This window comes from Idiomarina sp. X4, assembly GCF_002808045.1.
GTDB lineage: Bacteria > Pseudomonadota > Gammaproteobacteria > Enterobacterales > Alteromonadaceae > Idiomarina.
On record NZ_CP025000.1, the window covers coordinates 1024390 to 1038341 of the forward strand.

Below are 13952 nucleotides of genomic sequence, written 5' to 3' on the forward strand. Positions count from 1 at the left end.
GACATTATCTTGCTAGAGATTGTGTCGTATGAAGTCATTTACTCCGTTAGTTTTAGCATTAGCAATACCGTCCGCCGGTTTGGCTCAGGAAACCACTATCGATGAGCGCATTGTCATTATTGGCGAATCGATGCTGGCCCCCAGCGAGTGGGTGGTGGACGCGAAAAAGCCGCGCCAGCCATTACCCGCACATGACGCCGGTGACTTTTTGAAAAGCCTGGCAGGGTTCAGTTCAACCCGTAAGGGCGGGGCATCCTCAGACCCTTTGTTTAGAGGCATGGGGGCTGGTCGCCTGGCTATTGTGACCGATGACCAAATGCTGTTAGGGGGCTGTAGTAACCGCATGGATCCTCCTACGGCTTATATTACGCCTCAGAGTTATGACAGCGTCACCGTGATTAAAGGCCCACAGACCGCTCTGTTTGCCGGGTCCGCAGCATCTATTCACTTCGAAAGAGACATCACTCGGTTTGATAACGACGAGTTCTCGGGTTTTCTGAACGCTACCACCGCCAGTTTCGGGCGTGTTAACGGCGCGGCCGACATGATGTGGGGCTCTTCGGCGGGATTTTTGCGTTTAAACGCAACCGCAGCGACTGCCGATGATTACCAGGATGGCTCTGACCGTGAAGTTAACAGCCAGTATGAACGTTGGAGTGGTGACGTGGATCTTGCCTGGACGCCGTCAGATAACCAGCGACTTATGCTGAAATTAGGTGCCAGTGACGGCGAGGCTGCTTACGCGGATCGCAGCATGGACGGCGTTTTATTCAAGCGCGAAAGTGTAGCGTTGGATTACAACTGGCAACCTCAGAGTCAGTTTTTGCAAGAGCTGTCATTAAACGCTTACTTGAACTCTATCGACCACGTTATGGATAACTACTCATTACGTGACTTCACTCCGTCCATAATGATGCCCAACCCCACCGCCCGTAATCCCGATCGTCATTCACGTGGTGCAAAAATAACGTCTCAATGGTCACTAACGGCCGGTAGTGGGTTAAAAGCCGGCGTTGAACATCATGAATCGGAGCATCGCGATCGTATTAGCCGTGATCAGCTGAATATGTCTTATCAAAATCTGCCTCGCATCGACGATGCCGAGTTCAGCCAGGATGCCTTTTATGCAGAGTACGATTACGCCATTGACGCTGTTTGGAAGGTAGTGACAGGTTACCGGCTTGATCATTGGTCAATAACTGACAAGCGAGCCTTGTTAATGGTCATGGGTTCCCCGGCACAACCTAACCCAACCGCCAATGAAACGCGCAGCGACAACTTACACAGCGGCTTTGTGCGTGTTGAAAGAAAATTCGACAACGGTTACTGGTATGCTGGTTGGGGACAAGCCGAGCGCTTCCCGGATTACTGGGAAGTGATAGGCAACAACCGTCGCTCACCAAGCTCTATGTCGGCGTTTAATACTAACGCTGAGACCAACCGCCAGTGGGATATTGGGCTGAATTGGAAGAGTAATAGACTCACCCTGGAAAGCTCGCTATTTTTCAGCGAAGTGGATGATTTTATCCTGCTGGAGAAGGGCATGATGATGCAACCTGAAATGGTGCGCAATATCGACGCCCGCAGCTGGGGTGGTGAGTTGACCTCGCGTTACCAACTAACCGATCCCTGGTCGATCTCCGCCGCCGTTGCCATCGTTCGCGGTACCAATACAACAGACGATAGCTACCTGCCCCAACAACCGGCGGATGAATTGCGGCTAGCCAGTGATTACCGTCTTGGGGAATTCACCTACTCTGTGCTGTGGCGTTTAGTTAAAGAGCAAGACCGTATTGCGCCCAACCAAGGGAATGTTATTGGTTACGACTTAGAAAAAAGCGCGGGATTTGGTGTGGTATCTGCAAATATCGACTGGGAAGTTGATTCACAATGGCAGATCAGCCTTGGGGTCGATAATATACTGGATAAAACATACGCTGAACATTTGAGCCGCGCCGCATCCAGCGTTTCTGGCTATGAGCAAATTGATAAGGTGAACGAGCCGGGTCGCACATTCTGGTTACAGACCAATTATAACTTTTGAGGTAAATAATGATTACCCTACTGACCTATAAATTCATCTCAAAACAGCATTGGGCCGTTTTTATAGCGCTGGTCATTGATATAGCTCTGGGAAATGTATGGGTAGCCTACAATGGCGGCATTAGTAACTCATTCACCTCGCTGCTACTGATATTTATTGTCATAGCGTTCTTATTACTGCCGACAGCACTGGCGGTTGCGACGCTCTGTATAAGTATTCTGGGACAGGTGTCCCAGCTTGAGCTGCCATCACTATTGCAAGCAAAAACCGTGGAGTTTCCACACGCCATGCATCCCGAAATGCTGCAACACGCACAAGGTATGCTCATCGGTTTTGTGATTGCGGCGATGATTATTGCTTTGTCGATGTACTACCTGAAACGGCAGTGGCTACAGTCTGAAAAGGCCTTTCAAGCAATGCGGGAAAGGCAACTTAGAGACGAGCAACTCCTGACTATTGGCGCGGCCGCAGCGCAGCTCACTCACGACGTCGCCACACCGGTACAGTCCCTGAGACTACTAAATGAAGAACTCCAGGAAACTGGTGTGGATATTGCTCTTAAGCGTGACTTTAGCGAGTATCTGCGACAGGTTGAGCTCAGCTTAACCCAGTGGCGCGAAGCTGCCGATGATGTTCGTAGCAAGCGTCAGCACCTATACACAGCAGGAGAAATGTCAGTACAACTGCAACAGCTTCTGCGAGTGGTTAAGCCCGACGCTCAATTACACTGGGAGTTACCGGAGTCGTTACGATACTGCGCAATTAAAGCCGACCGAACACTTATCCCGGCTATCGCTAATTTAATTATGAACGCCATTGAAGCCGGTATCCGTAATGGTGAACAAGAAACCGTTGTTACATTCGGCGACTATACATCGGACGGTCAACAGCAATTAGTGATTCAAATTCTCGACAAAGGTTCGGGTATTCATGTTTCCGGGGAGGAAAAGCTTGGCATGTCGTTGAGTAAAAGTGATACTGGCATGGGTGTGGCTGCGGTCATTAGCCACGCCACCATCGAGCGCCTTAACGGCAAAGTTAGCTGGCAATCCAATGCCAACGGCACCATGACTCAGATACGACTACCCATAGTGGACAATGACTGAAATAAAGCTCCTGATTATTGACGACGACGAAGGCTTTTGTCGTATTTTAAAACGCCGACTGGAACAGCATGATATTGATGTCGCTGTTGCTCATTCAGCGTCTCAGGCGCTTTCCGCTAGCGGCGAGTTCGATGTCGTATTGCTCGACATGATGCTTGGAGATGATAACGGGCTGTCACTGATTGAGCCCATTACCCGGCACATTCAGCCCAAACACCTCATTGTACTTACCGGGTACGCAAGCATAGCGACCACCGTCGAGGCGATGAAGCGAGGCGCGACCGATTATTTAACCAAGCCGATCGGCACATCGGAATTGTTAAGCCGAATACGGGGTGAAGAAGTCGAAACCGACGTGCAGGAAACACAACGACTGAGCCCATCGCAAATTGAGTGGGAACATATTCAGCGAGCACTGCACGACAATGACGGGAATATTTCAAAAACGGCGAGAGATTTAGGCATGCATCGGCGAACGCTGCAACGCAAGTTAGCAAAGCGTTCGCCGCATTAAGTGTTACTTTAGAAGTTGTAGCGCACACCTGCCATAGCAACATAAGGGTCGATATCAACGTCGACGCTTTGAATGGCACTGCCATTCACACGCACGTCACCAGTGGTATCGATATCCATTTTGCTGACCATAAAGTGCAGACCCCAGTCCTTGTTTATTGCCACGTTGACACCGGCTTGCAACGCATAGCCCCAGCTGTTTTTAAGCGCTAGCTCAACCGAGTCACTGTCACTCACAACACCCAAAGCTCCTAAGGTTGAACGTAACTGAGGGTCAACCTGTTCGTCGAAAAACGCCGTGTAGTTCACGCCAATACCGACAAATGGTTTGAAGGTGTCACTGTTTAAGTCGAAGTGATACTGTGCCAGCAGTGTTGGCGGTAAATGTTTGGTTTTACCCACTTTTAACCCGGCTAAGGCACCTGTGGCGGTAATATCGTGACTGAATGGTGTTGCTGCAACCAGTTCCACTGTCCAGTTATTATCGACCGCATAGTCAAGAGTCAGACCTAGCTGGGTATTAGTATTGACACCAACGCCGGTACTGTTAGCGGGCAACCCTGCAACGCCTTCAACGACATTCAGGCTTGAGCTGCTGTCGTCCGGCATGACCGAGATGGCACCAACATTGAGGGAAAAGTCATTTGCTAAAGCCGGCACGCTTAGCAAGCTCAACAATACACCATAAGACAACGCTTTAAGCTTCATGGGTAACTCCTTGTTATTGAATACCCATAAAGCTTATAAGGTTTAATGATAGCGCGTATTGATCTCTATCAATCTACTGTTCGGCGTTGTGATAAATGTTTTGAACGTCATCTAAGTCGTTTAGCATATCCATTAAACGCTCAAACATAGGTTGGTCTTCTTCCGAAATTGTCGTAGTGACATGCGGCAGAAATTGAATTTCATCTGCGTCGAAATCGATATTTTCAAATGCCGAAGTGAGTGCCTGACGAGCCGCGGCATATTCAGTATGCGGAGCAAACACGGTGACCTGGCCGTCCTCGAACTCAACGTCAGTGACATCAACGTCGGCTTCCATTAACGCTTCTAACACGTCGTCTTCACTGTCGTGTTTAAAGGCGAAAATCGCACAATGTTCGAACGAGTGCATGACACTGCCCTGCTCGCCAATTTTTGATTTGCTCTTAGTGAAGGCATTACGAACGTCGCCGAATGTACGGTTCGGATTGTCGGTTAAACACTCGACAATCACCATGCAGTTGCTTGGTCCGTAACCTTCATAACGAGCGGGGGAAAAATCTTCACCAGCGCCACCTTGTGCTTTGTCTATGGCTTTCTCGATAACGTGAGCCGGCACCTGGTCTTTCTTAGCACGGTCAATAAGCGAGCGAAGAGACAAGTTTGCGTCAGGGTCTGCCCCGCCTTGCTTTGCACACACATAAATTTCACGACCATAGCGGCTATAGACTTTACTCTTCGCATTGGCAGTTTTGGCTATCGACTCTTTACGGTTTTGGTAGGCGCGACCCATCGTCTTACTCTCTTTTAAAAAACAGAAGTCGGTAATTCTACACAGCCGATGCAATATAGCCAATATATCTACCATAGAACGTTTTGATTCTTCAGTGCCGCTCCACCTGGGCGTAGAATCCAGATCAAATTTTAAAGCAATTCGCTTTATTGAGGAGTGTTATGTCGTCTTCAGTTCCGGTTTTGTCACTTGTTGACTATCAAAGCACTGATAATGAAACCAGACTGTCGTTTATACGACAACTGGGTGCTGCCGCAAGGGATGTGGGCTTTTTCTATTTGGAAGGTCACGACTTAAGCCAAGCTGAGCAAGACGACATTATTTCACTGTCGAAGTCATTTTTTGCTTTGAATGCAAAAGAAAAAAGACAGGTGAAAATGGCAAATTCACCGCATTTTCGTGGCTACAATCAAACGCATACCGAGGTTACAGCTGGTGCTTTAGACTTTCGTGAGCAGTTCGACATCATGGATGAACTGCCAGCAGTACATTCCCAGCTCGTCACTCAGGAGTGGCAAAAGCTCATTGGACCTAACCAGTGGCCTGACGCAATGCCTCGCATGCGCTCAACATTACTCACATGGCAGGATCGTTTAACCAAGGTTGGACTGACATTATTGTCCGCTCTTTGTGAGGCTCTGGAGCAACCAGCCGATGCCTTGCAACCCACCGTGCAAAACGGCCCTTATCGACATACCAAGTTAATTAAGTACCCCGGCAGCGAATCCGCCGGTAATCAAGGTGTGGGCGCACATAAAGATCCCGGCTATCTAACCTTTGTTCTGCAAGACGAACACAGCGGTTTAGAAGTGGAAATTGACAATGAATGGCACTCGGTAAGCCCGCGTAAAGGGGCCTTGGTGGTAAATATTGGAGAGCTGCTTGAGTTAGCATCAGACGGCTATTTAAAAGCAACGAACCACAGAGTTGTCAGTCCCCCCGCCGGAGTCACCCGTTATTCATCGGCTTTTTTCATGGCCGCGCAACTTGATGCCGATATTCCCGTTCTGCCACTGCCTGATCATCTGAAACGCCTGGCTCACGGGCCCAGTAGTGATCCTAATAACCCTCTGCTTCGCAAGGTTGGGGAAAACGTGTTAAAGGGACGAAAACGGTCACACCCTGATGTCACAGAGAAATTCTACAAAGAAGCACTTCAGCAGTTGTCAGCGTAGACTTTAACTTCGGGTTCACTGGTCGATGTCGCACCGATGTAATTGACATAGCAACTCATCAGGCTGTCTTCATCTGCGGCAAGACCAATAACATTGCCAATACCCACTTCCGACACAGCCCAGTCGTCTAATTGAATCACTTGACTCAGCGCACTTTCTTTAGGCGCGGGGTAGCCATAAAAGAGTAATATTCCGCCATCCGGACAACTGATATTGACGTCATCAAACTTGCCACCCAAGCAGGTCGCACTTTGCTTTTCTATTCCCTGAATAGCGGCTTTACCGTACGTCATGTCCAACGCTGATTTAAGGGAAGCCTCCAAACCGTGAAGCCGACTTGTTTTAGCATCATTGGAGAAGTTGATAAATTGAGGGGCGGCTGTCGCCGAGAGTACACCAAGCACAACAATGACGATAATAAGCTCGACTAGTGTAAATCCTTTACTGCGTCGCATAACCAAGCACCAAAAATAAAATAGGGACCGTAATGGCCCCTATTATAATACTAGTTAAATTGTTAATTCAATGTTAACTAAAAACTAACTGTGACCGAGTCACAGGCCTCTGTACCTGCTTCACACAGTTGGTAAACAACATCGCTACCATCTGAATCAAAGCGATCACGAACGCGACCTGTATTTGACAGTGTCTCAACAAACTCACCGTTGCGATACAAGTCTACGTCACCTGCAGCGCCTGACCAGCGAAGGTCGACTAAAGCAGTGCCACTACGCAATAAGCGAGAACGATAAACATCCAACTCGATGTCCGTCAGGCTAACGGTTACCGACTGCGTGACTGTGTCTGACAATTCAGTAGCGTCAGTCACTGTTAAAGTCACATCGTAAGTACCTTCTTGAGAGTATGCATAAACAGGGTTTGCTTCGGTTGAAGTGCTGCCATCACCAAACTCCCAGAAGTAGCTTTCGATGTCGCCATCATTATCACTTGAGGTATTGGTAAAGCTGACAGTCAAATCTTCAACGCTCGCCTCAAAACCTGCTACTGGCGCATCTGGTAAACCATCGTCTTCTTCAACGGCGGTCAGAGTTAATGACCAGTTGTTAAGAGTACCCGTATCAGCACCCGCATTATCCGACACATTCAGAGTCCAATCACCAGTCATGTCTTCGCCATTAAAGGTATCGACAGTCCAAGTGGCAACCAGATCATCTTCACTGCTACCAGCGCGGTCGTGCAAGGTTTGGGTCGTACCTTCAGGTGAAGTCAATGTAACAATCAAATCACCTCGCCATGTATGAGTAATATCAACGCTCACTTCAGCACCGAAAACAATACCGGTTTCAGGCACATTGATAACACGGCTGATACCGTTGCTGTCATCATCCGGGATATCTGCATTTGGTACATCTTCATAGTAAAAGTCAGAAAGACCTTGCGGAAGTACGTAAACCGTAGCACTTACGTCACGAGTCATTTCGCCCGTTTCTACATCGGTACCGCTAACCGTAATAACGTATTCGCCCCAAGCGGTTTCTTCTGTTGTTGTCACTTGTACGTCAACCGTTTCGCCGTTTTGCGCTTGGTTGGAAGACAGCGAAACATCTAGCTGAGGTTCAGCGGAAACACTTAAGTCAACCGCACCTGACCAGTCCGCAATGCTGCCAACATCCAGCGTTAGAGTTGTGCTGTCACCCGCAACAATTTCCTGGTTTGATGGGCTCAACTCTAAACGGTAAGCCGGATCCGGGTCAGCTGCAATCAGCGCATTTAAGGCGTTCAAGCGATTACCCGACGCTGTTTTACCAGCTAATGCAGGAATACTCTCACCAGAGTCCATCAAAATTTGCTTCACTTCTGTAACACTCAGGTGCGGCGCAATCGACCAGATAAGGCCAGCCACACCAGCAACATGCGGACTTGCCATAGACGTACCCGAAGCTGTTGCATAGCCTCCATTTAAGTACGTAGAAAGGATTTCGGTACCAGGCGCACCTAAGTCAACAGACACCTCACCATAAGTTGACGACGCAGCGAGTGAGTCAGTGCGTGTTGTATTAGCCACATTCACAATACCGTCCAGGTCATAACCACCTGGATAGCTAGCCGTAACGTCCGCATCAATTCCGTCGTTACCGGCAGCAGAAACAAACATAATGCCCTGATCAATACTGTCAGCTATCGCGGTTCTCAGCGACTCAGAGTAGGCACCACCGCCCCACGAGTTGTTTGTTGCTACTAGGTTAACCCCATGATTGACTTTCAAGTTCGTCATGTAATCAATACATTCGATAGCAGCCGCTGTACTGCCTCGGCCATCAGCGCCCAGGAATTGACAACCGACAATTTCGACATCCCAGTTAACACCGGTTACACCCTGACCATTATTGGCGCTCGCGCCAATAGTACCAGCAACGTGTGTACCATGACCGTTACCATCCATTGGGTCACCGTTACCATTAACTGCTGAGTAACCATAACAGTCATCGACTACACCGTTACCATCATCGTCTTCACCGTTACCGCAAACTTCACCAGGGTTAACCCACATGTTGTCAGCAAGATCCGGATGCGTGTAATCAACACCAGAATCAATAACACCGATAACGACGCTGGAGTCGCCGGTGGTTATATCCCAGGCTGGGCGCGCATCAATATCAACACCTGGCGTTCCGCCGCTTTGACCCGTGTTCTCTAATGCCCACATGTCACCGAATGCAGGATCATCCGGAGTTGCTAAAATATTAAAGTTAGAGCTTTTCGTGTCATTAATTGAAATGATGTAGTTAGGCTCAGCGACCTCGATAAAGGGGTGATTAGAGAGGCGTTTAATAAGGGCATCGCGTTGTTTTGCATTGCGAACATTGACCTGTGCAATACGACCATCCGCAATATTACGCATCGCAATATCGCGCCCGCGGCTATCCAGAGCTCGTAATGTTCCGCCAGCTCGGTTAATTAAATCTTGACGCTGCTCTTTCGTCACCGAGTGCTTAAATACCACCAGCAATGAATCATCGTCCGCCTGTTTACCATTCGCCGCAGCAGCACCTGTTGCGAGCGCCATGGATACGCCGACGACTAATTTTTTCAAATTCGTCATTCTTCCTTCCTCATTATTGTTGTAGGAATTTCATTCAAATGTGCGTACTGCTCATCTCGTCACTAAAAAAATAAGTAGCATATTTTCCACAGCAATTTACGCCAAAAGTTAGAGATTTACGTTTTTTAACGCTAAATACGACAAAGGGACTAGGACATCTAGGTGGGTTCGCAACCCCAAAACACATAACACACTGTATTAACTAAAAATTTACGTTCAAAAACAATTTTTAAAATACACCGTTCATACGATTGTTGAGTAAAAACCAGCCGTTATTCTTGTTAGCGGAATTATTAACAAAAGGTGTTCCGCTTTGACTTTTTTAAAACAACTTTTAGCAGCAACAGTGGTTATGTTGGTCTCTCTTCCGGGAGTAGCCAACGACATTCCTGTTGCTTTAGCAGGGTTACTGGAGCGGCAGTCCCTTGCGAACCATGCGGAAATTGCTCAGCTAGGCTCTTATAACCTCACTTCACTCGCCCAGGTAGGCGAGCAAAATTACGCATACCTCGCTCAGTATGGGCTGGAAAACACCCTGACGATCGAGCAGCAAGGGTTCAATAATTCTGTCACTGCAGAGCAGTCTGGACGCAGTAATTCAGCGACCATTCTTCAAGTTGGTGCGAACAACGTTATTCAGCTTCAACAACTTGGTGATGGCAACTCAATAAGCATTCAGCAGACTGGTGCTGCCGCTGAAATGTCCATCACGCAGTTCAAATAAGAACAATCAATGGAGAACAATCATGTCTAATACAATTCTAAAAAAAAGTGCAGTTGCTTTAGCGTTAACCTTAGCGTTTTCAGGTTATGCGGCGGCAGAAGCACACATCGCTGTTGTAAACCAAGATTCATCAGAAGCGGTTGAATCAGGCAACAACATGTATATCGAGCAAGGTGGTTTCTTAAACTGGGCTTACGCTGACCAATACGGTGAAGGAAACGACACTTTCTTGTTACAGCTAGACAGCCTTCAAGAAGCATACGCTTATGTCACTGGTGACTTTAACTTAGTGGAAGGCGAACAGTATGGCTTCTGGAACACCTTAGATTCAGATATTCAAGGTGACGAGAACGCACTGTCAAGCTTCCAGGAAGGTGATTACAACATCGCTGAAGTTTTCTTAGTAGGTAATGCAAATACTGCAATTGTCGAACAGTCAGGTAGCGCTAATACGGCTGGTATCGATTTAGCAGGCGATTACAACAGCGCTTCTATTGCTCAATCTGGTGACCTTAACTGGGCAAACTTCCAGATCGAAGGCAGTGATAACTACTTTGAAGCGAACCAGGCAGGCTCATCTAACGAAGCCGGTTACTTCACTGCAACTGGCGATATGAACACATTCATTGCTGACCAGGAAGGCGACGGAAACGTTGGTGGTGTTGTTGGTGCTAACGGCGATATGAATGAAGTCTATGTCCAGCAATTTGGTTCAGCTAACATCTTCATCGCACAAAGTCTTTCAGGTAATGAAAACTTCGTCGATGTTTATCAAGACGGTTCCAGCAATGAATTTCTAATTCAACCAATTCAAGGCGATGTGAACGAAATCGTGGTTCAACAAGAAGGTAATACTAACGTTGTTGAAGCCGCTACAGGCATGGTAGGAAACTATAACACCATTGATGCGAGCCAAGACGGTGATAATAACTACGCCGTATTCGCTACCGAAGGTGATGATCACATCATCGAAATGGATCAGCGCGGCGATAACAACATTGCGGTTGCAGAGTCTTATGGCTCATACAACGATATCCGCATCTCTAGCCGCGGTGATGAAAACTTTAACGGTGTTGCTCTGATTGGCTCTGGTAACGAAGCTGATAGCCGACAAATTGGTGATGTAAATACCGCAGAAATTGTTATCGCTGGTGACGATAATGATGTGTACTCTCGCCAACACGGTGACAGCAACACACTCCTTGCCTACTCTTACGACGCTGGAACAACTTCTGGTAACGAGCTGCAGTCAGAGCAAACGGGTGACATTAACTTAATCGATACTATTATCGGTGGTAATGACAACCTTATTGCTTTCGTTCAGGAAGGTAACAGCAACGTTATTGCTGGTGATGAAGGCTCATTCATTGTTGGTGGTAATGGCGGTAGTGTTGATATTCAACAAGTTGGTAATAACAACGTTGTCACCGGTGGTCAGTTTAGCGATAGCAACACAATGAGTGTTTATCAGCAAGGCGACTACAACGTAGCAACTGTCGTTCAATACTAATTGATGATTCGCTCTAGATTAAAGCGGCTGCTACCTAGCGGCCGCTTTTTAGGCTCTTATGATTAAGAAACTCTTATTGATAATAATTTTAATAACACCATTTAGCCACGCTGACGAAATTGAGCTGGGCGGTATGGTTTTAGACCGAACGATCTCGCGTTTTGGTAAAGACTTTTTCTTCTATTACACAAGTTACTGGCGGGACATTCCTTCAACAAACGGTATTACCGTCGTCGTCAACGAACGCGTCTATCCGCAGGCTGGAACCTATTTGTGGGTGGAGATGGAACAAAAGAAAGTGTTCGAGACCTATTTTGGGCGACGCCAGAACGACGTTAAAAAATTAGCCGAACAGGCCATCCTTATTAGTATTAACGAAGTCGCTCGTATTAAAGCTGACTCCGTTTTCGACTCGCCAGACAATAATGCATTTTAATAAGGCGTTAATTATGAAAAAACTCTCAACTGTTACTTTGGCTCTACTACTCACTTCGGCATCAGTGAGCGCAACGGAGATAGTCTATCAGCCAATAAACCCAAGCTTCGGAGGAAATCCCTTAAATGGTAATTTCCTTTTGCAAAAAGCTCAGAGCCAGAATGCTCATACCGCTCCAGATGAAGGTCGCTCTTTCGTTGATAGATTCCGCGATGCACTGGAGCGCAATATTATCAACTCTCTCACCCGTCGTATTGCAGATGGTGAAATTGTCGAAGGTTTGTATGACACCGGTGAGTACACCGTAGAAGTTATTGGGCAACCTGACGGTAGCGTGCTTGTTTACATCACGCACAACGAAACAGGCGAACAAACCGTCATTACCATGCCGGCAATATAAAAGAGAGTAACTATGACTATACGAACGATAACTTTAATGGCTGTTTCATTACTCATGTCGGGTTGTGCAATGATGCCCAAACCTACTGACTTGAACATTACGCCAGCAGAGATAGATGCGCCAAGTTCAATGATGATGACGCTACAAAAACAGCCAGTGCCAAAAAGCCGTATCCCAGTTTCAGTGTACGCTTTCCGTGATCAAACAGGGCAGTATAAGCCGCAAGCCAATGTTTCAAGCTTTTCAACGGCGGTGACTCAAGGAGCCACTTCCATGCTGACGCAGATGCTGCTTGAGTCTGGTTGGTTTCTACCAATGGAGCGGGAAAACCTTCAAAACCTGTTGACTGAGCGAAAAATTCACAATTCCAGTAAAGACTCTGACTTACCGCCGTTAAGAGAAGCCAGACTGCTGCTTGAAGGTGGCATTATTAGCTATGACACTAACGTTAGTACCGGTGGTATCGGCGCTGAATACTTCGGCATTGGGGCATCAGAACTCTACCGTGAAGATCAGGTTTCGGTGTACTTGCGCGCCGTCGACGTATACACGGGCCAAGTCCTGCTTTCCGTATCTGCCAACAAGAAGGTCTTCTCACAAGAATTAAGAGCAGGTCTGTTCCGGTACGTTTCTTTAAATCGTTTAGCGGAGTTTGAAGGGGGTTATTCAACTAATGAACCTGTCCAACTTTCAGTGAAACAGGCGATGGAAAAAGCGTTAGTGGAACTGATAGAAAAAGGTCAGGAACGAGGCTTTTGGCGGGCAGATAGCTAGTACCAGCTCGTTAATTGGTTGACGCGTAACTCGCCCACTTCAAAAGTTCGACTCGGTTACGCGCACCTGTCTTTCGGAAAATCGAAGATAGGTGCGTTTTCACAGTATGTGCGCTGATATTCAATTGCTCACCAATTTCTTTATTTCTGGCGCCGGTACCGACCAATTCGATGATTTTTAACTCTTGCGGTGTTAAAGAGCTAATCTGTGAAAAAGACGTAGCCGTATCGTCATCAGCATGACGGCGCAACATCATTTCTTCTATTTTGTCTGACAGTAATGATCGCGGGTAATAAAGTTCGCCCTGGCTAATCACCTTCAATGCGGTTAGCACCCGGTCTAAATGTTCATTTTCATAGATAATGCCGCGCGCACCTAAATTCAGAGCCTGCGAAGGCTTAACAGAATCCGGCTTCACATTCACCAAAAACAGGGCGTAGCTCTTTGCAAGCGCAGCGACTTCATTCGCTGTGCTCGTCCGTGATAATTGCTCAGAACTTAACGAGTACGCAACCATAATCTCTTTATCTGGAATCTGGTTAAGTAACTCATGTAGGCTTGGATGAATTACTTCGATTTCCAGTGACTCCGCAAGTAAAGCGAGGTTCTGCGTCCGTTTTTGGTGTTCAATTAGAGCAAGTTGAGAAAAGCGCGTCATAACACCCCTTAAAACCGACTACAAAGACTTTCAAGTTTTTATTTACATTT

14 protein-coding genes are annotated in these 13952 nt (G+C 47.3%); 9 read left to right on the forward strand and 5 right to left on the reverse strand.

The genetic code is table 11. The features are described from left to right. Positions 1–28: 28 nt before the first annotated feature. The 3 genes from CWC33_RS04915 to CWC33_RS04925 are packed head-to-tail and all read left to right on the forward strand — an operon-like array spanning position 29 to position 3664. Positions 29–2044 carry a TonB-dependent copper receptor gene (locus CWC33_RS04915; protein ID WP_100691021.1) on the forward strand — a complete coding sequence of 672 codons (2016 nt, stop codon included), beginning with the start codon at positions 29–31 and terminating at the stop codon, positions 2042–2044. Between the two features lie 8 nt (positions 2045–2052). Next, complete coding sequence (locus CWC33_RS04920; RefSeq protein ID WP_100691022.1) at positions 2053–3150, forward strand: sensor histidine kinase; 1098 nt, start codon at positions 2053–2055, stop codon at positions 3148–3150. Position 3151: 1 nt separating this feature from the next. Beyond that, on the forward strand, positions 3152–3664 hold the full coding sequence (locus CWC33_RS04925; RefSeq protein ID WP_198511843.1) for a response regulator transcription factor: 513 nt from the start codon (positions 3152–3154) through the stop codon (positions 3662–3664). Between the two features lie 8 nt (positions 3665–3672). Here the strand turns inward: CWC33_RS04925 and CWC33_RS04930 are convergent, their stop codons facing one another. Together CWC33_RS04930 and CWC33_RS04935 are read right to left on the reverse strand one after the other, a co-directional pair. Next, entirely contained in the window at positions 3673–4371 is a 699-nt protein-coding gene (locus tag CWC33_RS04930; protein WP_100691024.1) for an OmpW/AlkL family protein, read from the reverse strand. Between the two features lie 73 nt (positions 4372–4444). Further along, on the reverse strand, positions 4445–5161 hold the full coding sequence (locus CWC33_RS04935; protein WP_100691025.1) for a YebC/PmpR family DNA-binding transcriptional regulator: 717 nt from the start codon (positions 5159–5161) through the stop codon (positions 4445–4447). Positions 5162–5322: 161 nt separating this feature from the next. On the opposite strand from CWC33_RS04935, the gene CWC33_RS04940 reads away from it, so the two are divergent. Then, a complete protein-coding gene (locus CWC33_RS04940; protein ID WP_100691026.1) occupies positions 5323–6336 on the forward strand; it encodes an isopenicillin N synthase family dioxygenase in 1014 nt (337 codons plus the stop codon). Here CWC33_RS04940 and CWC33_RS04945 read toward each other — a convergent pair. After that, a complete protein-coding gene (locus tag CWC33_RS04945; RefSeq protein WP_100691027.1) occupies positions 6318–6791 on the reverse strand; it encodes a type II secretion system protein in 474 nt (157 codons plus the stop codon). The genes CWC33_RS04940 and CWC33_RS04945 overlap by 19 nt on opposite strands. Before the next feature lie 77 nt (positions 6792–6868). Further along, positions 6869–9400, reverse strand: coding sequence for a S8 family serine peptidase (locus CWC33_RS04950; protein ID WP_100691028.1), 2532 nt, complete (start codon positions 9398–9400; stop codon positions 6869–6871). 313 nt (positions 9401–9713) lie between these two features. Here CWC33_RS04950 and CWC33_RS04955 point away from each other — a divergent pair, with 313 nt between their 5' ends. From CWC33_RS04955 to CWC33_RS04975, 5 genes are all read left to right on the forward strand, one after another. Continuing rightward, positions 9714–10124 carry a curlin subunit CsgB gene (locus tag CWC33_RS04955; RefSeq protein ID WP_100691029.1) on the forward strand — a complete coding sequence of 137 codons (411 nt, stop codon included), beginning with the start codon at positions 9714–9716 and terminating at the stop codon, positions 10122–10124. A gap of 22 nt (positions 10125–10146) precedes the next feature. After that, a complete protein-coding gene (locus CWC33_RS04960) occupies positions 10147–11634 on the forward strand; it encodes a hypothetical protein (protein WP_100691030.1) in 1488 nt (495 codons plus the stop codon). A gap of 76 nt (positions 11635–11710) precedes the next feature. Beyond that, positions 11711–12070 carry a curli production assembly/transport protein CsgE gene (locus CWC33_RS04965; RefSeq protein ID WP_232709845.1) on the forward strand — a complete coding sequence of 120 codons (360 nt, stop codon included), beginning with the start codon at positions 11711–11713 and terminating at the stop codon, positions 12068–12070. Positions 12071–12083: 13 nt separating this feature from the next. Next, a complete protein-coding gene (locus CWC33_RS04970; RefSeq protein ID WP_100691032.1) occupies positions 12084–12470 on the forward strand; it encodes a curli assembly protein CsgF in 387 nt (128 codons plus the stop codon). 12 nt (positions 12471–12482) lie between these two features. Further along, positions 12483–13244, forward strand: a complete 762-nt coding sequence (locus tag CWC33_RS04975; RefSeq protein WP_164976530.1) for a CsgG/HfaB family protein — start codon at positions 12483–12485, stop codon at positions 13242–13244. 10 nt (positions 13245–13254) lie between these two features. On the opposite strand, the gene CWC33_RS04980 is transcribed toward CWC33_RS04975, so the two are convergent. After that, positions 13255–13902: a helix-turn-helix transcriptional regulator gene (locus CWC33_RS04980; protein WP_088769217.1), complete on the reverse strand. Its 648-nt coding sequence runs from the start codon at positions 13900–13902 to the stop codon at positions 13255–13257. Positions 13903–13952 lie beyond the last annotated feature (50 nt).